The sequence below is a fragment of the Catellatospora bangladeshensis genome, assembly GCF_016862575.1.
GTDB classification, from domain to species: Bacteria; Actinomycetota; Actinomycetes; order Mycobacteriales; family Micromonosporaceae; genus Catellatospora; species Catellatospora bangladeshensis.
On record NZ_BONF01000029.1, the window covers coordinates 143,669 to 168,470 of the forward strand.

The 24,802-nt window shown below is 72.2% G+C and carries 26 protein-coding genes and 1 pseudogene; 17 read left to right on the top strand and 10 right to left on the bottom strand.

What is annotated here, in order from left to right:
* The first annotated feature begins 75 nt into the window (after positions 1-75).
* From Cba03nite_RS24300 to Cba03nite_RS24315, 4 genes are read left to right on the top strand one after another with little or no spacing between them, the layout of a single operon-like run.
* Positions 76-915: a carbohydrate ABC transporter permease gene (locus Cba03nite_RS24300; protein WP_203750531.1), complete on the top strand. Its 840-nt coding sequence runs from the start codon at positions 76-78 to the stop codon at positions 913-915.
* The gene (locus Cba03nite_RS24305; protein ID WP_203750534.1) at positions 912-2,240 is read left to right on the top strand and encodes an ABC transporter substrate-binding protein; all 1,329 of its coding nucleotides are present in this window, start codon (positions 912-914) and stop codon (positions 2,238-2,240) included. The genes Cba03nite_RS24300 and Cba03nite_RS24305 overlap by 4 nt, the downstream gene beginning before the upstream one ends.
* Positions 2,237-3,286, top strand: coding sequence for an ABC transporter ATP-binding protein (locus Cba03nite_RS24310; protein WP_203750538.1), 1,050 nt, complete (start codon positions 2,237-2,239; stop codon positions 3,284-3,286). Before Cba03nite_RS24305 ends, Cba03nite_RS24310 begins: the two co-directional genes overlap by 4 nt.
* Before the next feature lie 26 nt (positions 3,287-3,312).
* The gene (locus Cba03nite_RS24315; RefSeq protein WP_203750626.1) at positions 3,313-4,209 is read left to right on the top strand and encodes a carbohydrate ABC transporter permease; all 897 of its coding nucleotides are present in this window, start codon (positions 3,313-3,315) and stop codon (positions 4,207-4,209) included.
* Between the two features lie 43 nt (positions 4,210-4,252).
* Here Cba03nite_RS24315 and Cba03nite_RS24320 read toward each other — a convergent pair whose 3' ends face one another.
* Positions 4,253-5,047, bottom strand: a complete 795-nt coding sequence (locus Cba03nite_RS24320; protein ID WP_203750540.1) for a class I SAM-dependent methyltransferase — start codon at positions 5,045-5,047, stop codon at positions 4,253-4,255.
* A 187-nt stretch (positions 5,048-5,234) separates the two neighbouring features.
* Between Cba03nite_RS24320 and Cba03nite_RS24325 the strand changes: the two genes are divergently transcribed.
* Entirely contained in the window at positions 5,235-5,414 is a 180-nt protein-coding gene (locus tag Cba03nite_RS24325; RefSeq protein ID WP_203750542.1) for a hypothetical protein, read from the top strand.
* 155 nt (positions 5,415-5,569) lie between these two features.
* Here the strand turns inward: Cba03nite_RS24325 and Cba03nite_RS24330 are convergent, their stop codons facing one another.
* From Cba03nite_RS24330 to Cba03nite_RS24345, 4 genes are all read right to left on the bottom strand, one after another.
* A complete protein-coding gene (locus Cba03nite_RS24330; protein ID WP_203750544.1) occupies positions 5,570-6,502 on the bottom strand; it encodes a phosphotransferase in 933 nt (310 codons plus the stop codon).
* 67 nt (positions 6,503-6,569) lie between these two features.
* A complete protein-coding gene (locus Cba03nite_RS24335; protein ID WP_239125987.1) occupies positions 6,570-8,003 on the bottom strand; it encodes an MFS transporter in 1,434 nt (477 codons plus the stop codon).
* A gap of 94 nt (positions 8,004-8,097) precedes the next feature.
* Entirely contained in the window at positions 8,098-9,408 is a 1,311-nt protein-coding gene (locus Cba03nite_RS24340; RefSeq protein ID WP_203750548.1) for a WD40 repeat domain-containing protein, read from the bottom strand.
* Positions 9,409-9,596: 188 nt separating this feature from the next.
* The gene (locus Cba03nite_RS24345) at positions 9,597-9,818 is read right to left on the bottom strand and encodes a hypothetical protein (RefSeq protein WP_203750550.1); all 222 of its coding nucleotides are present in this window, start codon (positions 9,816-9,818) and stop codon (positions 9,597-9,599) included.
* Between the two features lie 209 nt (positions 9,819-10,027).
* Between Cba03nite_RS24345 and Cba03nite_RS24350 the strand changes: the two genes are divergently transcribed.
* Positions 10,028-10,516 (top strand): PH domain-containing protein, encoded by a 489-nt coding sequence (locus Cba03nite_RS24350; RefSeq protein ID WP_203750552.1) that lies wholly within the window; start codon positions 10,028-10,030, stop codon positions 10,514-10,516.
* A 23-nt stretch (positions 10,517-10,539) separates the two neighbouring features.
* Positions 10,540-11,280 (top strand): VOC family protein, encoded by a 741-nt coding sequence (locus tag Cba03nite_RS24355; protein ID WP_203750555.1) that lies wholly within the window; start codon positions 10,540-10,542, stop codon positions 11,278-11,280.
* 67 nt (positions 11,281-11,347) lie between these two features.
* On the opposite strand, the gene Cba03nite_RS24360 is transcribed toward Cba03nite_RS24355, so the two are convergent.
* Positions 11,348-11,992 carry a TetR/AcrR family transcriptional regulator gene (locus tag Cba03nite_RS24360; protein ID WP_203750556.1) on the bottom strand — a complete coding sequence of 215 codons (645 nt, stop codon included), beginning with the start codon at positions 11,990-11,992 and terminating at the stop codon, positions 11,348-11,350.
* 109 nt (positions 11,993-12,101) lie between these two features.
* On the opposite strand from Cba03nite_RS24360, the gene Cba03nite_RS24365 reads away from it, so the two are divergent.
* Positions 12,102-12,989, top strand: coding sequence for an alpha/beta fold hydrolase (locus tag Cba03nite_RS24365; RefSeq protein WP_203750559.1), 888 nt, complete (start codon positions 12,102-12,104; stop codon positions 12,987-12,989).
* Between the two features lie 276 nt (positions 12,990-13,265).
* Positions 13,266-13,847, top strand: a complete 582-nt coding sequence (locus Cba03nite_RS24370) for a DUF5317 family protein (protein ID WP_203750561.1) — start codon at positions 13,266-13,268, stop codon at positions 13,845-13,847.
* Positions 13,848-14,238: 391 nt separating this feature from the next.
* Here Cba03nite_RS24370 and Cba03nite_RS24375 read toward each other — a convergent pair whose 3' ends face one another.
* The gene (locus tag Cba03nite_RS24375) at positions 14,239-14,937 is read right to left on the bottom strand and encodes an ArsR/SmtB family transcription factor (protein WP_203750563.1); all 699 of its coding nucleotides are present in this window, start codon (positions 14,935-14,937) and stop codon (positions 14,239-14,241) included.
* Between the two features lie 63 nt (positions 14,938-15,000).
* Between Cba03nite_RS24375 and Cba03nite_RS24380 the strand changes: the two genes are divergently transcribed.
* Together Cba03nite_RS24380 and Cba03nite_RS24385 are read left to right on the top strand one after the other, a co-directional pair.
* The gene (locus Cba03nite_RS24380; RefSeq protein WP_203750565.1) at positions 15,001-15,678 is read left to right on the top strand and encodes a hypothetical protein; all 678 of its coding nucleotides are present in this window, start codon (positions 15,001-15,003) and stop codon (positions 15,676-15,678) included.
* A complete protein-coding gene (locus Cba03nite_RS24385) occupies positions 15,675-16,421 on the top strand; it encodes an isocitrate lyase/PEP mutase family protein (protein ID WP_203750567.1) in 747 nt (248 codons plus the stop codon). The genes Cba03nite_RS24380 and Cba03nite_RS24385 overlap by 4 nt, the downstream gene beginning before the upstream one ends.
* A 26-nt stretch (positions 16,422-16,447) precedes the next feature.
* Here Cba03nite_RS24385 and Cba03nite_RS24390 read toward each other — a convergent pair whose 3' ends face one another.
* Positions 16,448-17,080 (bottom strand): TetR/AcrR family transcriptional regulator C-terminal domain-containing protein, encoded by a 633-nt coding sequence (locus Cba03nite_RS24390; RefSeq protein WP_203750570.1) that lies wholly within the window; start codon positions 17,078-17,080, stop codon positions 16,448-16,450.
* Positions 17,081-17,149: 69 nt separating this feature from the next.
* On the opposite strand from Cba03nite_RS24390, the gene Cba03nite_RS24395 reads away from it, so the two are divergent.
* Positions 17,150-17,398: a hypothetical protein gene (locus Cba03nite_RS24395; protein ID WP_203750573.1), complete on the top strand. Its 249-nt coding sequence runs from the start codon at positions 17,150-17,152 to the stop codon at positions 17,396-17,398.
* 84 nt (positions 17,399-17,482) lie between these two features.
* On the opposite strand, the gene Cba03nite_RS24400 is transcribed toward Cba03nite_RS24395, so the two are convergent.
* Complete coding sequence (locus Cba03nite_RS24400) at positions 17,483-18,406, bottom strand: phosphotransferase family protein (protein WP_203750576.1); 924 nt, start codon at positions 18,404-18,406, stop codon at positions 17,483-17,485.
* 286 nt (positions 18,407-18,692) lie between these two features.
* Between Cba03nite_RS24400 and Cba03nite_RS24405 the strand changes: the two genes are divergently transcribed.
* The 3 genes from Cba03nite_RS24405 to Cba03nite_RS24415 all read left to right on the top strand — a co-directional run bounded on the left by Cba03nite_RS24405 (position 18,693) and on the right by Cba03nite_RS24415 (position 22,988).
* Entirely contained in the window at positions 18,693-19,580 is an 888-nt protein-coding gene (locus tag Cba03nite_RS24405; protein ID WP_203750579.1) for an acetyltransferase, read from the top strand.
* 141 nt (positions 19,581-19,721) lie between these two features.
* On the top strand, positions 19,722-22,748 hold the full coding sequence (locus Cba03nite_RS24410) for a putative bifunctional diguanylate cyclase/phosphodiesterase (RefSeq protein WP_203750581.1): 3,027 nt from the start codon (positions 19,722-19,724) through the stop codon (positions 22,746-22,748).
* Between the two features lie 45 nt (positions 22,749-22,793).
* Positions 22,794-22,988: a hypothetical protein gene (locus Cba03nite_RS24415; protein WP_203750584.1), complete on the top strand. Its 195-nt coding sequence runs from the start codon at positions 22,794-22,796 to the stop codon at positions 22,986-22,988.
* A gap of 51 nt (positions 22,989-23,039) precedes the next feature.
* Here Cba03nite_RS24415 and Cba03nite_RS24420 read toward each other — a convergent pair whose 3' ends face one another.
* Entirely contained in the window at positions 23,040-23,693 is a 654-nt protein-coding gene (locus Cba03nite_RS24420; protein WP_203750587.1) for a hypothetical protein, read from the bottom strand.
* A gap of 120 nt (positions 23,694-23,813) precedes the next feature.
* Here Cba03nite_RS24420 and Cba03nite_RS24425 point away from each other — a divergent pair, with 120 nt between their 5' ends.
* The gene (locus Cba03nite_RS24425) at positions 23,814-24,236 is read left to right on the top strand and encodes a DUF4259 domain-containing protein (RefSeq protein ID WP_203750590.1); all 423 of its coding nucleotides are present in this window, start codon (positions 23,814-23,816) and stop codon (positions 24,234-24,236) included.
* 42 nt (positions 24,237-24,278) lie between these two features.
* A pseudogene (locus Cba03nite_RS24430) lies at positions 24,279-24,802 on the top strand (hypothetical protein); the annotation flags it as partial.

The following is a 24,802-nucleotide window of genomic DNA, read 5'->3' on the forward strand; positions in this document are numbered from 1 at the left end:
CATGGAAACCTCTAGGGACGGTTCCAAGGTGGCACGCTTCTGGCACGGCCCGGCCGCGATCGGGTACGCCCGCCCATGACACCGCCGGGCCGCGCTCCCGCACCGCACCGCCGCCGGCGGGCCTACGGCGCCGCCGCCGTCACGGTGATCTTCCTGTCGCCGCTGCTGCTGCTCCTGACCGGGTCGCTGCGCGAACCCGGGCAGCCGCCCGTCATCGCACCGCCGCTCATCCCCGACAGCGTCGGCACCGCCGCCTACGACCAGGCGATCCACGAAGGCGATCTGGTACGCGCGGCCGCCAACTCGATGATCGTCGCCGCGGTCGGCGTACCCCTGAGCCTGCTCGTGGCGTCCCTGGCGGGCTTCGCCCTCACCCAGCTGCCCCGCCGCGTCACCGCCACCGTCATCGCCCTGTCCATGCTCGCCATGACCGTGCCCGCCACCGCGCTGCTGCTGCCCCGCTTCGTGCTGTTCCGCACGCTGCACCTGACCGACACGCTCGTGCCGCTGATCGCACCCGCGCTGATCGCCACCTCACCGCTCTACCCGGTGATCTACTACCTCGCGTTCCGGGCAATCCCCGCCGACAGCTACGACCTGTGCCGGCTGGCCGATCTCACCCCGATGCAGACCTGGCGGCGCATGGCCCTTCCCCAGGTCCGGCCCGTCACCGCCGGGCTCGCCGCGCTCACCTTCGTGCTGACCTGGTCCAACGTGCTCGATCCGATGGTCTACCTCTACGACCGTGCCGTGTTCACCCTGCCGCTGGCGCTGCGCGCCCTGGCCGCGATGGATCCGCACAACCAGCCCGTGTTCCTCGCCGCAGCCGTCCTCACCACCCTGCCCGCCCTGCTCGTCATCGGTGTCGCCCAGCACCGCTTCCTGCACGCCTACGGCCCCGAAGGAGCCCCGTGAAGCGAACCGCCGCCCTGCTGAGCCTGCTCGCCACGCTCACCGCCGCCACCGTCACCGCCGGGTGCGCCGACACCGCCGAGCAGACCGCCGACCCGGTGTCCCTGCTGGTCGCGGGCACCCCCGACGAGCTCGCCGCCTACCGCGCGCTGGCCGCTGCGTACGAGCAGGCCACGCCCGGCGCCCGGGTCACCCTCATCGAGGCGAGCACCGCCAAGGACCTGATGACCAAGGTGTCCACCTCCATCGCGGGCAACTCCCCACCCGACCTGTTCTTGATCAACTACCGCAACTACGGCCAGTTCGCCGTCAAGGGGGCGCTCGCGCCCGTCACCGCCCGCCTCGCCGCCTCGGCCAGCCTGCACGAGCAGGACTTCTACCCCCAGGCCATGGGCGCCTTCCGCTGGCAGGGCGAGCAGATGTGCCTGCCGCAGAACATCTCCAGCCTCGCCGTCTACTACAACCGCACCCTGTTCAAGCAGTACGAGGTCGCCGAACCGGCCGCGGGATGGCACTGGAACGACCTGGTCGCCACCGCGCAGGCACTCACCCGCGACGCGGGCGGCCGGACCGTCCGCGCCGGGGAGCCCGAGACCGCCGGGACACCGGTGGCGGTGCACGGGCTGGGCATCGCCCCCGAGCTGATCCGGATGGCGCCGCTCATCTGGTCCAACGGCGGCGACATCGTCGACGACCCGAACGCGCCGACCCGGCTCACCCTCGACACACCCCAGGCCCGCGAGGTCATGCAGGACTTCCTGGAACTGCCCCGCATCGGCGTCGTCCCCTCCGACGTCGAGGTCGAGGCCCAGGACTACGAGGCCCGGTTCGCGGCCGGCAAGCTGGCCATGTTCGTCTCCTCCCGCCGGGTGACCACCGCCTTCCGGGCGATCACCGGGTTCGAGTGGGACGTCGCCCCGCTGCCGCAGTACCGCGCCCCGGCCAACATCCTGCACAGCGACGCCTACTGCATGACCAGGACGTCGGCCAACCAGGACGCGGCCTGGCGCTTCCTCGAATACGCGCTCAGCGACCCCGGCGCCACCCTCATGGCCAAGACCGGGCGCACCGTCCCCTCACGCATCTCCGTGGCGACCTCCGCCGCGTTCCTGTCCCCCGGCACGCCACCGGGCCGCTCGCAGATCTTCCTCGACACCATCCCCGCACTGCGCCCCGTGCCGACCATCGCGACCTGGCCCGAGATCGAGGACGCCACCGGCAAGGTGCTGGAGAACGCGTTCTTCCACGGCGACCCGCTCGACAAGGTCATCCGCGACCTCGACGCGGCGACCCGCACCGTCTTCGAACGCGGCGCGGCGAGCAGATGACCGCAGGGCTGATCCTGCGCGGGGTGCACCTGACCCGGGGGACGATCCCCGCCCTGCGCGGCATCGACCTCACCGTGGCCCGGGGCGAGCTGCTCGTCGTCCTGGGCCCCTCCGGCGCGGGCAAGTCCTCGCTGCTGCGGGCCGTCGCCGGGCTCGACCGGATCACCGCCGGGACCGTCGCCATCGGCGGGCGCGACGTCACCGCGCTGCGGCCGGGACAACGCAACGTGTCCATGGTGTTCCAGTCGTACTCGCTGCTGCCGCACCTGACCGTGGCCGACAACATCGCGTTCGGCCACCGCATCCGCGGCGCAGACCGCCGCGCCGCCGCGGACCGCGCGGCAGCCGCAGCAGCATCAGTGGGCTGCGCGGACCTGCTCGCCCGCCGCCCGCACCAGCTGTCGGGCGGCGAGCGCCAGCGGGTGGCACTGGCCCGCGCGCTGGTACGCGAACCAGACGTGTTCCTGCTCGACGAGCCCCTGGCCCACCTCGACGCCGCCCTGCGCACCTCGATGCGCACCGAGATCCGGGCGGTCCACGACCGGCTCGGCACCACGACGGTCCACGTCACCCACGACCAGTCCGAGGCCATGGCCCTCGGCGACCGGATCGCCGTGCTCCGTGACGGCCGCATCGAGCAGCTCGGCACCCCCGACGAGGTGTGGCACCGCCCCCGCACCCGCTACGTCGCCTCCTTCGTCGGCGCACCCGGCATGAACCTGCTGCCCGCCGACGGGCCGCTGCGCCCGCCGGGCACGGCGGCAGGTGCCGAGCTGGGCGTACGGCCCGAGCACGTGACCGTGATCGCCGCGGGCAGCACGACGGACGGCGCAATCGGCGAGGTGGAGCGGGTCGAGGTCCTCGGCGAGGACGCACTCGTCCACCTGCGCCTGGGCGCACACGCCGTGGTCGCCCGGGTTCCGGCACGAACCCGGCCCGCGCCGGGCGACCGGGTCACCGTCCACGTCGCCGACGAGCACCTGCACGCCTTCGACGCGATCACCGGCGAGCGGATCCCGCTGCCCGCCGAGGCGGCCACCCGGTGAACCGCGACCGCCGCCAGCTCGTGCTGATGCTCGCGCCGTACCTCGCCGGGCTGGCCCTGCTCGTGCTGCTGCCCGCCACGGCCACGATGACGATGGCGTTCACCCACACCGACCTCATCGCCACCTCGGAGTTCATCGGCCTGGACAACTTCGCCGAGCTGGCCCGCGATCCGGCGGTACACGCCGCGGTCGGCAACTCGCTGTCCTACCTGGCGTACTCCGTACCGCTGCGCCTGGTCCTCGCGGTCGGCCTGGCACTGCTGCTGCACCGCCGGACCCGGGGCGCGGGCACGGCACGGGCCGCGGTGCTGCTGCCCGGCGCCGTACCGGAACTCGCCTACGGGCTGATGTGGCTGTGGCTGCTCAATCCCCTGCAGGGACCGGTCAACCAGCTGCTTCTGCTCGGCGGCGAGAACGGCCGGACGATGTTCGGCACGCTGCCGCCCCAGTGGCTGACCGACCCCGAGGACGCCCGCGCGGGCATCGTGCTGATGAGCCTGTTCACGATCGGCGAGACGTTCGTCATCGTGCTCACCGCCCGGCTCGCGCTGCCGCCCGAGGCGTACGAGATCGCCGAGCTGGAAGGGGCCCGTGCCGGGCAGGTGCTGCGCCGGGTCACGCTGCCGCTGCTCGCGCCGGTGCTCGCCGTCCTGGTGCTGCGGGACACGGTGGCGAGCCTGCAGGCGTCGTTCATCCCCGCGCTGGTCGTGACGAACGGCGGCCCTCCGCCGTACGCGACGACCTACCTGTCCCTGGTGATCTACCAGGAGGCCTTCGAGTACCTGCGCTACGGCTACGCCGCCGCGGTCGCCGCGCTGACCCTGATCCTGACCGTGATGGCGGTGCTCATCCAGTGGCGGCTGCTGCGCCGCTGGGCATACCACGGCCTGGCCGGTATGGGCACACACCGGCTCTGGGGCTGACGGCCCGGTCAAGGCGCTCGACGCGGTTGTTCAAGCCCAGGCGTCAGGCTGCCCCGAAGCCGGGCTTGCGACCGGACCACACCCCGGTCACCCGGCGCAGGACGAGGTCCTTCGCCCGCAGCGCCAGCACCCGGTCGTGGAACTCGGCGCGGCGGTCTGCGGGCAGGTCCTCGATGAAAGCCCGATACCCGTGCGTCATCGACCAGCGCCACAGGGTCTCGGTGTCCGGGAACGGAATGGCGACCTCGGCGAAGTCCTCGCGCAGGTCGACGAAGCCCGCCCCCTCCAGCAGGTCCGCCGCGTCGACCGGCGTGCCCATGCTGCCGTTCGGCGGCAGGTGGGCGGCGAACTCCCCGAACAGCTCGTTGAGGCGTACGCCCAGCTCGTCTGCGCCCGACACCGCAGGCCCGCCCTTGCTTCGGGCGCTGCCGCCCGTGAAAGCGAACCGCCCACCGGGCTTCAGGACACGGAACGCCTCGGCCACGCCGGCCGCGGGATCATCGAGAACGTGGATCGCGAACGATGACGCGACCACGTCGAAGCCGTCGTCCGCCAGCGTGAGCGCCTGGGCGTCCATGACGTGCACGGCCGCATCCGGATAAGCGGCGGCAAGATGCCGCACCATGCCGGGCGCGGCGTCGACCGCGGTGACGGCACAGCCCCGGGCCAGCGCGGGTGCCGTCAGCGCCCCTCTTCCGGCGCCGAGATCCAGGAAGCGGCAGCCGGGCGGCGGATCGATCGCCGCGATGATTGCCGTGCCGAACGAGGCGAAGAACGGAACGACCTCGTCATAGTCGGCGGCGACGCGATCGAACAGCTCCCACGCTGATCCATTCATGATCCGGGATGCTGGCGGATGTGCCGCGTCACGGCAACGGATTATGCGCCAGCGGTCCAGCCGGCCGGAAACGCTGTTCGAGCCGGCCGCGAGGCCGCGCTAGCACAACCACGCTGCGCCTGACCGCGATATCCGCGAACGAGGCTGCGGCGATATCCGGTCGCATAGCCTGATCGGGGAGGTGGCGATGCGCCGGATCGTGACCGTGGTGGTCCTGGTGTGGCTGGTCAGCGGCGTCGTGGCAGCCTCGCGGCGCGACTATTTCGCCGGATCATCCGCGACGTGTGATCACGTCTCGACGATCGCGGCCACGATCGTCGCCGGCCCGCTGAACTACACCGGAGCCGATCCGCAGGTCACCTGCTGACCCGTCGGGCCGTGGGGCTCGGTGAGCCTTCCGACGTGACGATCACCGCCGCCCGCCATCGGCTCCCCCGGTTGGTCCATGGCGGGGCCGACGGGGCGCTGTTGCGGGGCCAGGAGGCTGCTCAGCGTTGCCGACGAGAGTGCGATCCAGACGGTTCAGCGGCCCTCGGTGAGGTCCATGATCAGCCGAGTCACCAGTTGGCGTGACGCCTGCACCCGCTCGCGGCGCCAGGCCGAGATCGTCGGCAGCACGCTGTGCTGGACCGTCGCGGCGCGGATGCGCCACATGCCGCTCATCGCCACCACGAACCGCGCGGCATCGGCGGGCAGAGCCTGGATCAGCCGGTACGCACGATCCGTCGCCACCTGCCCGCCCAGGCGGTGACCGGTGCCGACGATGTCCGCCGCCAGCTGGGCGAAGTCCAGCCACGGCACACCGGCGGCCGCATACGCCCAGTCCAGCAGCGTCGCCGAGCCGGTCGCCAGGTCCACGGCCACGTTGTCGGCGCGCATGTCGCGGTGGACCAGAGCGTCGCCGGCCGTCCACCGCGGCCAGTCCGCGACCACCTCAGCGGCCCGGGCTGCGTACGCCGCCTCCCACTCGTCCGCGGGCCCGGCCGCGGCGACCCTCTCCCAGCCGTCGAAGTCCCAGATCCGCTCGGCGACCGGCCGCAGTTCATCCGGCGCCCGGTGACCGCTCACCGTCTTACACGCGGCCACGACGGCAGCTATCGACGCATCTGTCCACAGCTCGCCGACGGCTCCGGCGGCCCAGGTGGTGACCAGGGCGATCCAGGGACCGTGCTCGACGGTCGCGAGGCGGCGCGGGGCAGGCACGGACGGCGGCAGCACGTCCAGGACGGCCGACTCGCGGCCGATCAGCATGTGGTTGTGCGCTCGGACCTCGGCCGACATCGCCTTGGCGAACACCGTGCGGCCGTCCGCCAGCCGCAGTGCGGCGGCCGGTCCGGGCGACATACCGCCGGTCAGGTCCTGGTGGCCGGCGATGCGGGTGCCGAGCGCGTCGGCGACGGCCGCCTGCAGCGGCGCGGGCGTATCGGCCCACGCGGCGCGGGGAGTGAACGACACGCCGCATCGTATCCCAGTCGATCATTCTACTGAGGCCGGTGCGCGTCCCGCGACCAGCGGGCCTGCCCTACGAGGAGGACGCCCGGCGGTGCGTGCGGTCGCGGTCCGGCTCCTCGTCGAGGTCGACGGCGTCCGCGTCCACGGCTGGTTCGCCGGCCGGCACCGGCGACTGCGGCTGTTCGAGGTAGTAGCCGCTCAGCCGGCGGTAGGGCGTGCTGCGCAGCGCGAGCACGGTCACCGCCAGGCCGATCATGCCGGTCAGCACGAACACCAGCGCGAGCCCGCGGTCGGGGCCGACACCGAACCAGCCGCCGATCGCGTCCGCTCCGGCTCCGTCGGTCATCAGCGGGATGAACACGAACTGGGCGATGGGGCCGATCAGGAACGCGGTCAGCGGCGAGGCGGCCTGCTCGACGCTCTGCGCGAACCCGAACACCCGGCCCTGCCGCTCGTAGGGCACGACCTTCTGCAGGATCGTCTGCTCGGCGGCCTCGGCATAGGGCACGAGCAGCATGTACGCGTACATCCCAACGGCCAGCAGCACCACCGAGGAGCGCAGCGGGAAGAGGATCGTCACCGACCACAGGACCGCGTTGACGCCCAGCAGCAGCCGCAGCGGGTTGCGGCCCAGGCCGGTCCGGGCCACCAGCAGGCCGCCGAAGATGAACCCCGTACTGAGCACACCCCAGAGCAGCCCCCACGCCTGCACGCTGACCAGCGACAACCCGTAGGCGTCCATCAGCGCCATGTAGACGCCGCCGAGGAAGTTGTTGAACGCCGAGAAGAGGATCAGCGCCGGGAGCCCTGGCACGCTGCCGACCACGCGCAGGGTGCCCCGCAGGTCGATGCGGCGGTCCGGTGCGGCGGCCTGCTCGCCGGGCTCGGCCTGGGCGGCGCCGGGCGGCCGTTCAGGGACCGGGAGCAGCCCCAGGTGCAGCATCGCGGCGCCCAGCACGCCGACGGCGAGCAGCAGGACCCAGAACATGCCGCTGGCACCGACCAGCACGCCGCTGATCACGGAGGTCACCAGGAAGGACACTCCGGTGGCGCTGCCGACCAGGCCGTTGGCCCTATCGCGTTCGGCTTCGGGGATGAGGACGGTGACCAGTGTCGGCAGCGCGATCGTACGGATGTTCCCGGCGATCACGCCGAGCATCAGCAGTACGACGAACGTCCACAGCGGCACGCTGGACGGGTCGGTGAACTCCCGCTCCGGGGTCAGCTGGTAGATGACGAACGCGGCGGCGTACAGCGTGAGCGAGATCAGCGCGGACGCCTGCATCACCGTCTTCTTGCGGTGGTGGTCGACGAGGCTGCCGAACCAGATGCCGGTCAGCGCGGTCATCACCAGGAAGATGCCGGCGATGATGCTGGTGGCGAACACCGATCGGGTCTGCAGGTACACGTAGAAGGTGATCGCGAACCACACCGTGAAGTTGATCACCGACACCAGCAGGGTGTTCGCCAGCAGGTGGTAGAAGACCTTGCGGTTGCCGCCCATCTGGATCACGATAGCCGCCCCGGATCGCCACCAGGCGCTTCCTGCCCGCAGCGGGCGCCGCCTGCCGCAGCGGTCACCGGTTCGCCCCGTGGCCTCACGCCGCGACCTCGCCGGACGGGATACGCCAGCGCCGCAGCACCCGCCCGGCGGCGGACGCGAGCTCCCCGGCGCGCCGGTGATGGCGGGCCGGCACGAACCCCGGGAGCTGCCCGGTGCGCTCGCCGGTGTCCGGATCCCACACCTCCAGACCGGTGGCCGCGGCCGCGTACAGCCGCCGCCCGTCGGCGAACAGCGCGCCGGTGGGACCGGCGAACGCCGCCGTCTCCCGCCCGGTGTCGGCGTCGAAGATGCGCACGCCGTCCAGCATGGCCTCCTCGTCGCCACCGATGCCGGCGATCACCGGCCGCCGGTCGTCGAGCCAGCACATCGGGTTGTTCCAGTAGTAGGCGCGCTGGTCGAGCCAGTGCAGGCTCGGGCCGTCCTCGGACTCCCACACGTTGTCCTCCAGCCACCGGTCCACGCTCCAGACGTGCGGGACGCCAACCGGTGACCACACCCAGCCGTCGTCGAGCACGTACCGGCCCGACGGTGACAGGTGCAGGGTGCCGTGGAAGTAGTCCAGGTAGTGCTCGGGCCGCGGGCGGCCCGCCGTGTGGGAGGCCGGCTCCCGGCCGGTGAGCAGCCGCCCGGTGGCGGCGTCGGAGACGTCGAGCCGGTTCCACTCCGTGCGGTGCATCACCAGGGTGCGGCCCTGATGCTCGAGCATCGCCAGCGAGAACGGGACGGTGTCGGGCCGGTGGTCGCCGCCGTGCAGCACCATCGTCACCGCGCCGGTTCGCAGGTCGAGCACCTGCCCGTGGTGGCCGAAGTCGTTGACCACCGCCGCGAAACGGCCGTCGGCGGAGGCGTGCAGGCTGCGGCGCAGCTCGTGCCCGGCCCACGGCTCATGGTCGGGCTCGGCGGGCACGGTCGTCTCGGCCAGGACCGTCCAGCCGCCCGTGTCCGCGTCGAACCGGCCGATGCGCCCGTCGTGGTCCAGCAGCAGCCATACCGAGCCGGGGCCTTCCACCGGCGCGAAGTCCACCACGTCGACGGGCAGCGGCGTGTCCCGCACGCTCGTGTCGAGTGGTTCCGGGCGCAGGCCGATCCCCGCGCTGCCGCGCCACCGGATCAGGTTCCAGTAGGTGTCCGCGCACCGGGCGACGCAGCCTTCGCAGGCGACCAGCAGCTGGACCGGGCTGCCGTCGCCGGTGGCCTTGTCGCAGTCCTGGCAGCACATGTCGTACTCCAGCCCGCGGCCGGTCAGCAGCCGGACGTGGTCGTCACGGCCGTCGTCGCCGAGCAGGTGACGGCACATCCGGCCCGGGCCGGCATAGGCGGCGTGTCCGCACGGCAACAGGTCCACGGCCGCATCGTGCCAGATACCGGTACCGGGTCGGCAACCGTGTTTCGGTCAGGCGCAACGCTCCCACCAGCCGCTGTGCAGGCCGAGGGCGGGCACGGCGAGCCGCATGACGTAGTGCCGGGTCGGGCCCGAGACGCAGGGCGGCTGCGGGGCCGGCTACCGCGACGGGCGGCCGGCCCCGGGCGCGACTACTTGGCGTCGGCCAGGTCGGCGATCGCGCGGGCAGCGCGGAAGTACGGGCTGCGGCCCAGCTCGCCGATCGTCTTGACGCCCAGGGCGTCCTTGATGTGCTCAGCGGCACGCTCGCTCACACCGGCGAGCGCGGCGACCGGCGCGTTGGCGATCTCCTCCAGCGACTTGTCGTGGTACTCCTTGTCCAGCAGCTTGGCGAGATCAGCGGAAACCGGCATGGCCACTCCTTCAACAGCGGTGGTCCGGCACGGCGCCGGACGTGCCGCCGAATCCTTTCACCCTCAACGCGAGCACCAGACGGGACCCCGGAGTGGACCGCGTCGCGCAGCCCGCCGACCAAGGGCTTGTCCTTTTAGTTCTGTCTTCTTGGAGTGACGTCCTGGGAGGTGGTGGTCGACGGTGCGGTGGCGTGATGCACGATGTCGCCGTGCGACGGAGATGGCGCAGGCCCTACAGCCTGGACAACGGCCTGGGCATCGTGGCGAGCTGGCTGTTCGTTCTCGGCACCGGCTCGCTGTTCTGCCTGATCGACCTGCTCGCGGGCGGCCGGCGCTTCGGCGTGTACGCCGTGTGCTGGCTGCTGACCGGTGCGGTGGTCCGGGCGGGCCTGGTGGGCCTGTTCGTGAGCGACGGCGCGGTACGCGTGCGCCGCTTCTGGCGGACGTACACCATGCCGTGGCACGAGGTCAGAACCGTCGAGATGCGACCACGTGCGCCCTGGGGCCACCAGGGGATCCGGATCGTCACAAGCCGGCACGAGGTGATCGACACACCGGTGCTGAGCGCGCCGCCCGGCCCGTGGCGCCCCGCGTTGCACGCGCAGCAGCGCGGCGGCCCGGTGAGCCGGATGCTGCCACCGCACGAGTTCGAGCAGGTCATGACCTTGCTGAAGCGCCGGTCGGGCGGCACGGCCTGACCGGCGGCGATAGGGTCGGCCGTGTGGCGCTGCGACTGGTACAGGTGAACTACAAGGCTCGGGACGACTCGGCGCTCGGCCGGTTCTGGGCGGAGGCGCTCGGCTGGCATGCCTCCGGCTCGGGATCCGGGGCGACCAGCGCCGCACCCGCGGGCTTCGACTGGACGGACCCCGACGCGCCGGTCTGCATCGACGTCATCGCCGTCCCGGACCCGGCGACGGTGGCGTACCGGATGCACCTCGATCTCGCCACCACCTCCCTGGAGCACCAGCGGGAGCTGGTCGCGCGGCTGCGGGAACTCGGCGCGACGCCCGCCGACGTGGGCCAGGGCGACGTCCCGTGGACGGTGCTGGCCGGCCCGGAGGGCAACCTGTTCTGCGTGCTGGAGCCCCGGGAGGTCTACCGGGACACCGGTCCGATCGCGGCGATGGTGGTCGACTGCGCCGACCCTCGCGCCATGGCCCGGTTCTGGGGCGCGGCCCTGGACTGGACCGTGCACGAGGCGGCCGGCGACTTCGCGCGGCTGCGCTCGCCCAAGGGCACCGGGCCGTATCTGGAGTTCCTGCGCACGCCCGGCGTGCAGACCGGTCGGCACCGCGCCCACCTCGACCTGGTGCCGTGTCGCGGCGACGATCAGGCTGCGGAGACGGCCCGGCTGGTCAGCCTCGGCGCGACGCCGGCCGCCGTGGGCCGGCGCGACTTCTCGTGGCAGATCCTGGCCGACCCGGAGGGCAACGAGTTCTGCATCCTGGCCCCGGGCTGACGCACAGGTACGCCGGGCAGCGCCGATGCCGTCCGCCCGCCCATCGGGCGGCACGATCCCCGTCGGATCAGCTCGCCTCGGGTGCAGGTCCGGCCGCGGACCCGCCCGGCGAGCCACCGAACAGGCGGTCGAGGTGGTACGTGAGGATCGCCAGCGCGGCGTCGCCGTCGCGCTGGCCGCCGAGCACGCTGGAGCCGAGGCCGTTGGTCAGGGCCAGCAGGCCCGCAGCCGTCGTCGGCGCGTCCAGGTCCGGATCGACCTGGCCCGACCGCTGGGCGGTGCGCAGGTGGCCGGCGAGGAAGCGTTCGAGCAGGTCGGGGTATGTCGCGCCGTGGTCGGCGGCGAGTGCCGGCTCGGCCAGCACCAGGGCGTAGTACGCGGCGTAGGTCCTGGTGAGGCGCCGGCTTTCCGCGTCGGTCGGCAGGATCGCGGTGAGGGTGCCGTAGACGAGGCTGCGCGGGGTGGGCGGCATGCCGAGGGCGCGGATGTGCGCCTCCACCCGTGCGGAGAGCTGTTCGCCGAGGTAGGCGAGGGCGCCGAGCAGCAGTTCCTGCTTGGTGTGGAAGTAGTACTGGACCAGGCGCAGGGATACGCCGGCCTCCGTGGCCACCTCGCGCATGCTCGCCGCCTGCAGGCCCCTGGTGCTGGCGATGCGCAGCAGGGCTTCGCCGATCTGCCGGCGCCGCAGGTCATGGTCCACGCGCTTGGGCACTGTGCTCCATCCGGTCTGACGGTCGTGTCGGGGCTGTCACGTGGGCCTATCATGCAACAGGATTTTGATGATACGTTCGTATCAAAAACGCGTCGATCGGAGACCTGACATGACCGAGGCACGTCTCAGCGTGTTCACCAGCGACAAGGCACGAGCCAAGTTCCTGGCGGCGTACGAGCGCGCCTTCGGCCGGGTCTGGCCCGCCGGCCACAGCCGCATCGACGTGCCCACCTCCTTCGGCACCACCCGGGTGTACCGGACGGGGCGGCCCGGCGGCGTTCCGTTCGTGCTGCTGCCCGGCGCGGGCGGCAACGCGCTCGGATGGCACCAGTACGTGACGCGATGGGGCCAAACCCGGCCCGTCATCGCGATCGACCCGGTCGGCGAGCCCGGACACTCCACACAGGACAGCCCGGTCACCGACGGCCGCGACCTCGCCCGCTGGCTCGACGAGGTGCTCGCCGCCCTGGACGTCGACCGTGCGCACCTCGTCGGCTGCTCCTACGGCGGCTGGGTCGCCCTGCAGCACCAGCTCCACACCCCCGGCCGCGCCGCCACGATCACGCTGCTGGACCCGGCGGGATTCGGCCGGATCACCAAACGGTTCATCGCCTGGGTGGTCGTGGGCGGGCTCGCCGGGCTCACCCCCCGCCCGCTGCGCCACCGCGCGGCACGCTGGCTGCGCAACGCCACCCTGCTCGACGACGATCTCATGAGCCTGGCGCTCGCCTCGACGGGCTTCCGGCGGCGGCTGCCCGCGCCGCCGCCGCTCACCGACGACGAGCTGCGCGCGATCACCGTCCCCACCCTGGCGCTGCTCGGCGGGCGCAGCCAGATGTACGACGCCGAGCAGGTGGCCGCCCGCATCCGCGCACTGATGCCGGCCGGGCGCGCTGATGTCGTCCCAGGCGCCGGACACGATCTGCAGGTGCACAGCCCCGGCCTCGTCACCGAGCGGGCCGCCGAGTTCACGTCCCGTAGCGAGCACCGAGCCTAGGCATGGCAGTCGGCTGAGCCCTGAGCCAGGTCAGCTCGTCGATCGACAGGACCTGCCCTGCGGCCGGGTCCGAACCTGCGGCGTCGCGGGCGGACGCAAATCCGAGCGCCGGGGGCCACCGATGCGGTGTGCCAAGACGTAGTCACTGCAGAGGGCGCGAGCATGCCCGCTGCCGGCTCCGACGATCCGCATCGGACGAAGCGATGGTGAAGGCGCGAGACGAGAGGAGCAGCGGATGACCGGAACCCACTCGATCGCGGCGTGCGCGGTGGTGCGATGACGATTCACGGCCTGCTCCTGCTCATCGCACCACCGGCCCTGGGCGTCATCGTCGGGTACGCCTGCGGAGGCCGCCTCGCGAGCCTGCGGAACCTCCGGCTCTCGGCCCTGTGGCTCCTGTGGCTGGCCGCCCTCGTCCAGGCGGCGCAGTACTACGTGACCCCCCTGCGCCATCCCGCCCTGCTCGCCGTCGTGTTCGGCCTGGTCCTGTGGTGGCTGGCCCTCAACCTGCCCGCATGGCCGCTCGCCATCCGCATCGCCGGCGTCGCCATCACCGTGGGTGCGCTCGCCAACGGGCTGACCATCGCCCTCAACGGCCGCATGCCCTACGAGCCCGCCACCGCCGAAGCAGTCGGCCTGCGGCCGGGCCTCACCACACCCAAGAACGAACCCGCCGACCACGCCACCCGGCTCGCGTTCCTCGGCGACACGATCCCCGTCCCGCCGCTGCGGAAGGTCGTCAGTCCCGGCGACCTGCTCATCGGCACCGGAACCGTCGCGCTCACGGCGCTCGCGATGCGCCGCCGCCGCGACCGGCCCGATCCGCCACCCCGACCCGTAACAGGAGGTGACACATGACCCTGTCCATCAACTGGCGCCAGGCCGCCTACGCGATCCTCACGCTGGCATCGCTGGCCCTGCTGCTCTACACGATCGGCGCACCGATGACGGAAGGCAGTTAGGAGCCGGCATGAGAGTCCGCATCCTCGTGGCGCTCCTGTCACTGGCCACACTGCTCTACACGGTAGGCGCACCCCACGAGCACGGAGGCTGATCATGCGCATCCGCGTCACGCTGGCGCTCGTCTCGCTGGCCACGCTGCTCTACACGATCGGCGCCCCGTACGACCACGGCGGCTGATCTCTCCTCCGCCCGATGAGCGGTGCGGGCGGCGATGTCGCGGCCCGCACCGCCCCGAGGGCGTACAAAGCAGAATTTGCCCTGGTCCTCGCCGGTGAACGGCGGGCAATCAGTCGATGTCAGGCAGTTCCAGCAGGCGGCCGAGTTCACTCTTTCCGCTGGGGGTGATTCTCACGGCTCTGCCGGACCCCACCCTTGCCACCCATCGATTGTCGAGCAGCCGCCGGCAGAGCTCGGCCCCGGCGATGCCGGCCAGGTGCTGGCGGCGTTCCGTCCAGTCGAGGCATCCGCGTGCCAGCGGCCGCCTGCTCTGGCGCAGCTCGGCCGGATCCAGTCCAAGCTCGTCGGTGAGCCAGGTCAGCCCGGCCGGGGTGAGGGCGAAGCCGCCGGTCTGGTCGAGCAAGCCTGCCGCTGTCATCGCGTCGGTCAGCGCGACGCCGAGCCGCCCGGCGAGGTGGTCGTAGCAGGTGCGGCCCCGTCGCAGGGCGGCGCCGGCGGTCGCCTCCCGCAGCCCGCGGACCGGGGTCCGGGTGGGACCGGTGTGGGCAGCCAGGTCTTCGATCAGCTGCGCGACAGCCGGACCCGCGAGCTGGACATACCGATGGCGGCCCTGGCGCCGTTCCACGAGGAGGCCGCCGCTGATCAGACGGTGCAGGTGCTCGGTCGCGGTGGAGGGAGCGACTCCCGCGTGGGCCGCGAGTTCGCCTGCGGTCCAGGCACGGCCGTCGAGCAGCGCCAGGCAGATGGCGGCGCGCGTCTGGTCGGCGAGCAGTGCCGCGAGTGAGGCCAGCTCCGTGGCGGGGTTCATGGTCCCATTGTGGCGGGGATCGTTTCGGCGGGCACCGAACCGTCACGGCCCTAGCGTGACCGTATGCAGCAGATCCGCGGCCGTGACGCCGCCCTCGCCGTTCTGCACGACCCCCTGTTCGTGGTGCCGCCCGCGCCACCGGCCCCGACCGGGGTGGCGTGGCTGCGCGCCACGGTCGGCCGCTTCTGCAACGGTCCGGCGCACGAGCGCCGGCGTGCCCTGTCGATCGCGGTCCTGTCGGCGATCCCGCTGGACGCGCTGCGCACCAGCGCATCGGTGCACCCGGTGCAGGTCCTGGCCCAGGCCATGGGTATCGATGAGCACGTCGTCGAGTTCGTGCGGGACGTGGCGCAGGCATATCAGCCCGGCACCGGCGACGACGCGCGCGCCGACGCGGCGGTCGGCCGCCTGGTCGCGATCTTCGGCGGTGGGTACGACGAACAGACCGCGGCACGCATCGGGGTGCTGGTGCAGGCGTGTGAGCCGACTGCGGCCCTGATCGACAGGGCCCGGCAGCGCCCCGTCGAGGACGTGCTGCGTGACGATCCGCCTGTGCCCGCGACCAGACGGTGTGCCCTCGAACCGACGACGGTCGGCGGGGTCAGCGTCCGAGCAGGTGAGGTGGTGCAGGTGCAGCTGGCGGGCGAGCTGGCGTTCGGTGCCGGGCCGCGGCGCTGTCCCGGCCGCGAGCACGCCCTGGCCCTCGTCGCGACGAGCCGGTTCGAGGGAGGTGCGGCATGAGGGACTTCGCCGCCCTGCACCGCACCGGTGATCCGCTCGTGCTGCCGAACGTGTGGGACGTCGCGTCGGCCCGGCACCTGGCCGCGGCCGGTTTCACCGCCCTCGGCACGACCAGCCTCGGTATCGCCGCCGCGAACGGTCTGCCCGACGGGCAGGGTGCCGTCTGCGCCGAGACGGTACGCCTGATCGCCGCCCTGGCGCCGCTGCCGGTGTGCCTCACCGCCGACATCGAGACCGGATCGGTCGAGGCCGCGGCCGCGGTGGCCGAAGCCGGGGCCGCGGGCGTCAACATGGAGGACGCCATGGGTCCGGCGGCGGCGCACGCCGCGCTGATCCGGGCGGTGAAACGGCAGGTGCCGGGGTTGTTCGTCAACGCGCGCACCGACACCTACTGGCAGCGGCCGGGTGATCTGGCGGAGACGCTGGCCCGGGTGCGGCTCTACGCCGATGCCGGCGCCGACGGGGTGTTCGTCCCCGGGCTGTCGGACCCGGGGGACATCGCCGCGGTCGTGGCGGCGGTCGACCTCCCGGTCAACGTGCTGTTCCTGCCTGATCGGCACACCGTCGCCGCACTGGCCGACCTCGGCGTGCGGCGGATCAGCACCGGCTCGCTGCTGTTTCGTGCCGCGCTGGCAGCGTCGGCGCAGACCGCCGTCGCCGTCCGGGACGGCCTTCCGATAGCGGCGGGCCTTCCCTCATACGCACAGGTCAACGCCGGAAGCCAGGCTACGGGCGACAGCTGACCGCGATGGAGTCATGCGAATCTGCGTCAGGGGGTGGCCGCGGCTTTGACCGCGGCGCCCTCGATGACGACCTCCAGGCAGTCGCGGAACAGGTCGTCCACGGTGCGGCCGGGTTGGAAGTACTCGGTGACCGCGGCGACAACGGTCGGGTGCTGCCGGGTGAACGTGTCCAGGTCGAAGTGTTTCAGCGTGTCCGGATCCGGGCGTGGGGCCTGCTCTTCGAGGACGTGGCCCACCGTGAAGCGCTCGACGGTCAGGACGATCACGCGGGCCTGGCGCAACGGGATGCCGCGCGCGACCAGGGTGCTCATCGCGAGTTCGGAGATGGCCGCCATGTGGTGGGAGAGCTGGGAGGCCGAGACGACGCGGGCGCCGTCCTTGTGGGCGAGCAGCGCTCGGCGCAGCCGCTCGGCCAGGCCGCTCAACCAGTCCTGCCAGGGCTGTTCGGGTTGCGGCGGGGTCATGTCGCCGAACTCCTGGTCGAGTATCGCGTCGGCGATCGCGGTGAGCAGGGCCGCTTTGTTGGGCAGGTGCCAGTAGAGGGTCGGCGATTGCACGCCCAGCCGCGCGGCGAGTCTGCGGGTCGTCACGCCGTCGAGGCCCTCGGCGTCCAGCAGGGCGACGGCCTCGGCGACGATCCGCTGTCGGTCTAGCGCCAACTCGGTACCTCCCGCCCGCACTCTATCAGTGCTAGGGTTTCCCTATCACCGATAGAGAGGGAGCTGAAGATGGCAAAGGAGCACTCGCCGGGCGGCCTGCTGCACCGGGCGACGCACCGCACTCCCGGCGTTCCCGCACATGCCGAGCGGCCGGCCGGGCACCAGGGGGCGAAGGTCCACGGCCACCCGCGTCACGTCGGCGGCGCCGTGGCTCACCCCTCGCTGAACCGCAGGTGGAATCACTCCCCCGCCCGGCCTCCCCGGTTCATGCGGGCCTGGCAGCGCCGGATCGCGTCGTTGTTCGGCCGGGAGCTGTGATGACGGAGGCGCCGCCGCACCAGCCGGTGGCACCTCCCCACCAGGGCTTCCCCCGGGCGCGGCGGCTGGAGGGCCTCCGGCAGGTCACCTGAGCAGCGCTTCGAGTTCCGGAAGCCGGCCGAACAGGTCGGGCAGGCCGCGCAGGCCGTCGCGTACGGACTCGTGCGACAGGGCGAGATCGGGGCCGGTGCTCGCCTCCACACCGGCGAGGCAGCGGAGGATGTTCCACCTCGTGTGCCCCAGCCAGCCGCCGATCATGAACACGAACCAGCTCGGACCCCACGGCGGCAGCGCTCCGCCCGCCGCGGCATAGCCCTCGCGGACCGCGTGGAAGACGGCGGGCCGGACGTCGTCGAAGCCAGGTCCTTTCGCGATGCTCAGCGCTGTCGAGCCCAGCTCACCGGACAGGTCGAGCATCCCCGAGAGCTCCCAGTCGAGCAGCACCGGCCGGCCCTGCCGGGCGAGCAGGTTCCACGGCTGGATGTCCCGATGGGTCAGTACGACGGGGCCTGGCCGCTCGCAGGCATCGACGAAGTGGGCAATCGCGAGGAACGTCTCCACCTCGGAGGCGAGCTCGCCGGCCCACGGCTGTCCGGTGGCCGCCGCCCGCGTGGCGAGCTCGGGCCAGTCCCGCGGCGTCGGCTCCTCGACCGGCACACGGGTCCACGCGACGTCGAGCGTGTGGATGCGCGCGAGGATCTCACCGATCTCGTACGCGTACGCCACCGGCACCGGCGCCTCGGGCACCGTCTCTCCCTCGACCCATCGGTGAACGAGCGTGCCGTGGCCGGCCGCGATCGGCTCCGGCATCGGGATGCCGACCGCGAAGGCCGCCCGCTCGAACCGGAACACATCCTCGGCGCGATAAGACCGGCGGCGGTCGGCGAGGTTCAGCTCCTTCACCGCGAACGACCCCTGCTCGGTGTCGAGCCGGTACATCCGGTTCGCGAACCCGCCGTGAACGCGGATCATCGGCCCGAGCGGCGCCCCGAGACGCGAAAGATCCACCCACGAATTCTAGGGACCGGCAGCTGCCTGGTGCACCAGACTTTCCGCGCCGCATGCGCACTTCAGATGGTCACATGCATCGTCTGCGGTGAGGCCCACCCGCATGCCGGGCACCGGCGTCCCCGCGCTGTCCGGTTGCGCCGGAACGGGCCGTCGAGTAGTTTTCCGGGCACGCCAGCGCGAGCCGAAGGGAGGTCAGAACCGTGTCCGATGTTCTGCGCCCCTTCCGCGGCCCGGCGTACTCGCGGATCTGAACCGGGGCGTACGCCTTCCGGAGGATCAACCGATGACCGATCTGGTCGTGCGCCCGCTTGCCGCGGGCGAGGAAAACCTGTTCGACTCCATGCCCGATCCGCTGCCCCAGCTGCGGCAGGTCGCCTACGCCGACGGGCTCGCCGGTGGCGGCTACCGCCCCGAACGCACCTGGGTGGCGCTGCGCGGCGGCCGGGTCGTCGCCCGCGCGGCCTGGGTCCTGCCGCCCGGCGCCATCGGCGAACCGTGGCTCGAACGCTTCGACCTGGCCGCCGAACCCGAGGCCGGAGCCGCGCTGCTGCACGCCGCCCACGAGGCGCTCGGCGGCCCCCAGCTGTACTACGCCGCCCTGCCCGCCCACTGGCGGCACCGGGCCGAGGTGCGGGCCGTCGCCGAGGCGCCGATGGCGGCCGCCCGGCTCGCCGGCCTCGTCGAGCAGGGCGAGCGGCTGCGCCTCACCTGGACGGGCGCCCCGCTGCCCGCGTTCTCCGGGCGGTACACCTTCCGCCCCGCGGCCGACCACGCCGAGATCAACGACCTGGTCGCCCGGATCGCCCGGCCGGACGTGCTGACCGGCCGGGAGGTCGCGCTGGCGGTCCGCGGCGTCGACCTCGCCACCGAGCCGCTGGCCTGGCTCAACAGCCCCGCCGGAGCCTGGCGGATCGCGCTGCGGGCCGGTGAGCCCGTCGGCCTGGTGGGGACGGCGGGCGACGCCTGCTACCCGCTCATCGCGTACCTCGGCCTGCTCGACGAGGCGGTGCGGGCGGAGCTGCTGGCCGAGGCGGTGCGGGTGCTGGCCGAGGGCGGTGCCCGGGAGGTCGTGGCCGATGCGGACGCCCACCGGGTCGCGACCGTGGCGGAGCTGGAACGCACCGGCTTCCGGCAGGTGCGCTCCCGGATCGTGTTCGCCCCGGCCCCCTAGCGAGGCGAAGGGCACCTTGTCCGGCGCTCCACGGTCGCACAGGGTGCCCTTCGGCCGACCTCCGCACAGGCCGGGCCCGGCGGTGACCTGCGGAGTAGCGTGGAAGGCGCAGATACCCGCGACGGTGCTGCGGAGGAGGCCATGCCCCACAAGGCGCTGTGGACCTATGTCGGCCTCTGGGCGGTCGGGCTGACCGCCTTCTTCGTCCTTCCCAGCCCCGCGGACGACGCGGCGTGGGCGGTCGTGGGCGCCGGGTCCGCCGTGGCCGTCGCGTACGGCATACGCCACCATCGCCCCGCCCGGACCCGGCCCTGGTGGCTCATCTGCGCCGCCGTATGCCTGCTGTTCCTCGGTGACACCGTTTACGACCTCCTGGTCGACACGCATCAGCTCACGGCACTCTTCCCGTCCGCCGCCGACGTGTTCTACCTGGCGATGTACCCCGTCCTGGCGATGGGTGTGCTGGGGCTGGCCAGCAACGGCCGGGCGAACGAGCATCGCAGAGCACCGCCGCTGGACACCCTGATCCTGGTCAGCGGGCTCGGTCTGCTGGCGTGGATCTTCCTCATCACGCCGCACCTGGCCGATCCCAGCCTGTCCCCACAGCAGCGCCTGCTGTCCGTGGCGTACCCCGTCGGCGATGTGCTGATCCTGGCCACCATCGGCAGGCTCATCGCGCTGCGCCGCTTCACCCCGGCGGTCCTGCTCATGAGCATCGGCTCGGCCGGGCTCCTGGTCACCGACCTGGTGTACGCGCTGTCGCAGCTGCGCGGGCACGGCCCCGTGGGCGGCCCGATCGACCTCGGCTGGCTGCTGTTCTACGGCGGCTGGGCCGCCGCGGCCCTGCACCCGTCGATGACACAGCTCACCGAGACTCCGGCCCGCTCGCCCCGCGAGCTGAGCCCGGCCCGCCAGATGTCGCTGCTCGCGGCGTCGCTGCTGCCGTCGGCGCTGCTCGTCTACGAGGCCGTGCGCGGGCGGCTGCTGCACACCCCGGCGATCGCCGTATTCGCCAGCATCACCGCGGTGCTGGTCGCCGCACGCCTCTACACCATGATCGCCGACCACCGGCGCGACCTCGCCCGCGCCGACGTGCTGCGGGGCACGGCGACGGGCCTGGTCGGCGCGCACGACCTCGACGGCGTACGCGACTGCCTGCGGCTGGCCGTCGACCGGCTCGCGAACGGCAAGGCCCACACGTTCCACCTGGTCACCGAGCCTCGTGACGAGCCGGTGTCTTCCGCCGGATGCGCCGAGGACCGGCCCGCGGCCGAGCTGGGCCCGGACACGGCCGCAGCCGTCGCGCCGTTCGGCCGGGCGCTGGTGTGCCCGGTGCTGCTCGACCGGCGCGACACCGGACACGATCCGCACCTGGCGACCATCGTCGTCGGCGGCGACACCGACCTGCTGCGGTCGCTGTCGACCCCCGTACAGACGCTGGCCCCGCAGGCGGCCCTGGCGCTCGACCGGATCGCGCTGGCCCGCGAGGTCGTGCAGCGCGACAGCGAGCAGTACTTCCGCGCGCTGGTACGCAACGCCACCGACGTCATCCTGATCGTCGACGCCGACGACCAGCGCGTGCGCTACGCGAGCCCGTCGGCGCGGCAGGTGTTCGGCGTGTGCGAGATCGTCGGCGCCGACCTGGTCGACCTGACCGCCCCGGACGGCCGCCAGCAGGTACGTGAGCAGCTCAAGACAGCGCCCGCGAAGCGGGCGGGCACCACCGCGGACTGGGTCGTGCTGCGCTGCGACGGCCAGCAGACGGAGGTCGAGGCGATCTGCCGGGACCTGCGCGCCGAGCCCGCCATCGCCGGGATCGTGGTCACCTTGCGCGACGTCACCACGCAGCGGCGCCTGCAGCGCGACCTGGCGTACCACGCCTTCCACGATGCGCTGACCCACCTGGCCAACCGGACCGCGTTCCGCCAGCGCCTGGCCGAGGCCGCCGCGCGGGCCCGGCGCGACGGGACCCTGGCCGGCGTCCTCTACATCGACCTGGACGACTTCAAGCTGGTCAACGACACGCTCGGCCACGAGGCCGGGGACCGGCTGCTGGAACTGGTCGCACAGCGGCTGCGCGGCGTGCTGCGGGCCGGTGACACCGCCGCGCGGCTGGGCGGTGACGAGTTCGCGGTCCTGGTCGAGAGCGTCTCCGGCCCGCAGCTGATCGAGGACGTCGCCGACCGCGTGGTGGCGGCGCTGGCCCGGCCGTTCGAGCTGGACGGCAGGCTCGTGTCGGGCCGTGCCACGGTCGGGGTGTCGGTCACCAGCGACGGGCGCACCGCCGCAGACCTGCTGCGCCAGGCCGACGTCGCGCTCTACTCCGCCAAGGCCGAGGCCAAGGGCCGCTGGCGGCGCTACCGGCCGGACCTGGACACCAGCTCCGTTGAGCGCATCCAGATGCGCGCCGAGCTGGAGCAGGCCCTGCCCGGCGGCCGGTTCGAGCTGGACTACCAGCCGATCGTGCGGCTGTCCGACATGGTCACCGTCGGGTTCGAGGCGCTGCTGCGCTGGAATCATCCGGTCCGGGGGCGGCTCATGCCCGGCAGCTTCATCGACATCGCCGAGGACACCGGTGTCATCGTCGCCATCGGCAACTGGGCGCTGGCCACCGCCGCCGCCACCGCCGCGAGCTGGCCGGCCACCGCCGACGGGCGGCCGCCGTACGTCAGCGTCAACGTCTCCGCCCGCCAGTTCCGCACCGCCGGTTTCGCCGCCCACGTCGAGCACACCCTGGCCGAGACGGAGCTGCCCGCCGACCGGCTGCTGCTGGAGATCACCGAGACGCTGCTGCTGCGCGACGACGAGCAGGTCTGGCACGACCTGGCCGAGCTGCGCCGGCTCGGGGTCCGGGTCGCCATCGACGACTTCGGCACCGGCTACTCCGCGCTGAACTACCTGCGCCATACCGCGCTGGACGTGCTCAAGCTCGACCGGGTGTTCACCAGCAGCATCACCACCTCCCGCCACCAGGCGGACCTGGTCGCGGGCATCGTGTCGCTGGCCCACAAGATGGACCTCGACGCCGTGGCCGAAGGTGTCGAGAGCCCGGAGGAACTCGACCTGCTACGCCGCGCGGGCTGCCAGTACGGCCAGGGCTACCTGTTCGCCAGGCCGATGAGCACCCGCCGCACCCACCAGTGGCTGACCGGCACGATCAGCGCGTGAGCCCCAGCACCGAACGACAAACGCGCCAATCTGCTCGACTCCGCCGTGGCCGGCTGCGTCAGCACCTGGCTGCAAGCCGGGCACATCGATGACAGGCTGTGGGACATCCTTGCGGCACGCGAGCAGGACCTCCTCCGCGTCGTTCCGGAGTTGCGCGACGGTGAGGCCCTCTACTACCAGCGACTGCTGGACATGGCGGTGCTGATCCTCGAAGCACCGGACGGCCCGCCGCCCGCCTGACGCCGCACGTTCCGTGCATGGCTTCGGCTACGTGAGATCGGCCCGCGACCCTCAGCCGAACAGCCGCTGTGCCCAGTAGACCTGCCGGTCCGGGCCGATGAACACCAAAGCCACCAACAGATCATCCCTGTTCACGGGCGCCGTAGCGTACGTGGGCGGCTGCGGGGTCTCCCGCCGTTGCGCGGGAAAGGTCGCCACGAAAGTGATCGGCCCTCCGGCCGGTGAGGTCATCACGGTCGTGGTACTGCCGAGCCAGGTGTCCTCCCCCGTGCGAACGTCGCCCGCGCCACGTAGCCACGGATACTTCTCAGCCACCTCGTTCAGCACACCGTCGCTGCCCTGGACTACTCGCACCGAGCTATCAGATCGACCGATCACCATGGGTGGCTTCAGGTCCACGCGCTTGTCGATGACGAGAAGCACGAACCAGCCGTCCTCCCAGTCCGTCGCAGCGCCCGGCGGCGGGGTCCAGCGCAGGTGTCCTCCGACGAATGCATCGCCGGGAGAGGGCAGGTAGGAAACCCCGTCGTAGGAACGTTCCCCCTCCATCCCGTCGGTACCCACACCCAGCATGTCCACCGTGACCGACGCGTTGATCACGTCGGGTGTGAAGGGGGGACGCTCATGCCACCAACGCACCACGACCACACCGGCCACGGCCAGGACGGCGACGGCGACGGCAGCGGCGACCCGACGACGAATCATGGCGAGCAGTAGAGCATGAAGACGCAACACGTACGGCGGCCAGCGTAGGCAGCGCATACGTATGGCGTCGTCGTTCCGGGGGTGGGAAGATCGCCCAGGCGATTGTGGGAAGGAGGGGGTATGGGCTTCTGGGACGTCGGCCCCTTCGATAACGACGACGCTGGCGGACTTCGCCGCCGAACTGGATCAGGTGACAGCGGAGCTTGTATCGACATGGTCGGCCGCGTGCTCGAACGTGTCGCGACCGACGACGACCCCGACCTCTGGGACGCACCGCGTGCCGTGGCGGCGGCGGCTCTGATCGCTGCGCAACGCCCGGGAGGCGAGCCCGTCTGCACCAACTACGGCCCGTCCACGCCGATGCCGCAGTTCCCGGACTACCTCACACCGCTGGCCGTCGACTCCCTAGACCGGATAGTCGCGACGTCCTGGCTCGCCGACCACTGGACGGATGCCGCCAGCGGCCTGGCATGGCGTCGAACCATCAACGGTATACGCAGGGTCCTCCAGCCGCCGCAGGCCGAATCGCTCTTCGATCGGTAATCCAGTGGCAGCCGGAGGCGGCGGCGCACGACAATCGCCGCGATGGCTGAGACCTCCCTGGACACAGCTCTTCATCGTTCGCTGACGTGGCCGGACGTCGATCCGGCACGGAACCCGTTCGACCGGACCGCGGCAGCGGGCATCGTTCGGGCAATCGTGTCGGCCGTGCCCGTCGATGCTGATCATGGTCAGCGTGATGGCTGGCGGGACGAGATCAGCCGTCTTCTTGTCGCCGCGTTCGGCATCTGGGCACGCGAGTGGTGCTGGTCGCCCAGTCCGGGATCGTGGCACGGCGGCCGGGTGGCGGCCTGGTGCTGCACAAAACACTCGGTGGCCTCCGCCGAGGAGAACCAGGCGTGCGTGTCGGCTTCCCTGCTCGACTGGCGGGATTGGCTTGAGGAGTTGGCGGAGCGGTTCGACCGGCTACTACCCGATCCCAACCTGGCCCCGACAGATCTGCTGGTGGCGTGGGAGGCGGCGATCGCCGACCTGGCACATGCCGCCTCCGGGCGGATGGCTCGCGACGGCTGGTACGGCTACTTCACCTGGGCTCTGTGCTGGCTGCG

What these genes read in the sequence shown, in the direction of transcription:
- Cba03nite_RS24300 (WP_203750531.1), top strand. Translation starts at nt 76, where the DNA reads ATGACACCGCCGGGCCGCGCTCCCGCACCGCACCGCCGCCGGCGGGCC.
- Cba03nite_RS24310 (WP_203750538.1), top strand. Translation starts at nt 2,237, where the DNA reads ATGACCGCAGGGCTGATCCTGCGCGGGGTGCACCTGACCCGGGGGACG.
- Cba03nite_RS24315 (WP_203750626.1), top strand. Translation starts at nt 3,313, where the DNA reads ATGCTCGCGCCGTACCTCGCCGGGCTGGCCCTGCTCGTGCTGCTGCCC.
- Cba03nite_RS24320 (WP_203750540.1), bottom strand. Translation starts at nt 5,047, where the DNA reads ATGAATGGATCAGCGTGGGAGCTGTTCGATCGCGTCGCCGCCGACTAT.
- Cba03nite_RS24325 (WP_203750542.1), top strand. Translation starts at nt 5,235, where the DNA reads ATGCGCCGGATCGTGACCGTGGTGGTCCTGGTGTGGCTGGTCAGCGGC.
- Cba03nite_RS24335 (WP_239125987.1), bottom strand. Translation starts at nt 8,003, where the DNA reads ATGGGCGGCAACCGCAAGGTCTTCTACCACCTGCTGGCGAACACCCTG.
- Cba03nite_RS24345 (WP_203750550.1), bottom strand. Translation starts at nt 9,818, where the DNA reads ATGCCGGTTTCCGCTGATCTCGCCAAGCTGCTGGACAAGGAGTACCAC.
- Cba03nite_RS24365 (WP_203750559.1), top strand. Translation starts at nt 12,102, where the DNA reads ATGACCGAGGCACGTCTCAGCGTGTTCACCAGCGACAAGGCACGAGCC.
- Cba03nite_RS24370 (WP_203750561.1), top strand. Translation starts at nt 13,266, where the DNA reads ATGACGATTCACGGCCTGCTCCTGCTCATCGCACCACCGGCCCTGGGC.
- Cba03nite_RS24375 (WP_203750563.1), bottom strand. Translation starts at nt 14,937, where the DNA reads ATGAACCCCGCCACGGAGCTGGCCTCACTCGCGGCACTGCTCGCCGAC.
- Cba03nite_RS24380 (WP_203750565.1), top strand. Translation starts at nt 15,001, where the DNA reads ATGCAGCAGATCCGCGGCCGTGACGCCGCCCTCGCCGTTCTGCACGAC.
- Cba03nite_RS24385 (WP_203750567.1), top strand. Translation starts at nt 15,675, where the DNA reads ATGAGGGACTTCGCCGCCCTGCACCGCACCGGTGATCCGCTCGTGCTG.
- Cba03nite_RS24395 (WP_203750573.1), top strand. Translation starts at nt 17,150, where the DNA reads ATGGCAAAGGAGCACTCGCCGGGCGGCCTGCTGCACCGGGCGACGCAC.
- Cba03nite_RS24405 (WP_203750579.1), top strand. Translation starts at nt 18,693, where the DNA reads ATGACCGATCTGGTCGTGCGCCCGCTTGCCGCGGGCGAGGAAAACCTG.
- Cba03nite_RS24410 (WP_203750581.1), top strand. Translation starts at nt 19,722, where the DNA reads ATGCCCCACAAGGCGCTGTGGACCTATGTCGGCCTCTGGGCGGTCGGG.
- Cba03nite_RS24420 (WP_203750587.1), bottom strand. Translation starts at nt 23,693, where the DNA reads ATGATTCGTCGTCGGGTCGCCGCTGCCGTCGCCGTCGCCGTCCTGGCC.
- Cba03nite_RS24425 (WP_203750590.1), top strand. Translation starts at nt 23,814, where the DNA reads ATGGGCTTCTGGGACGTCGGCCCCTTCGATAACGACGACGCTGGCGGA.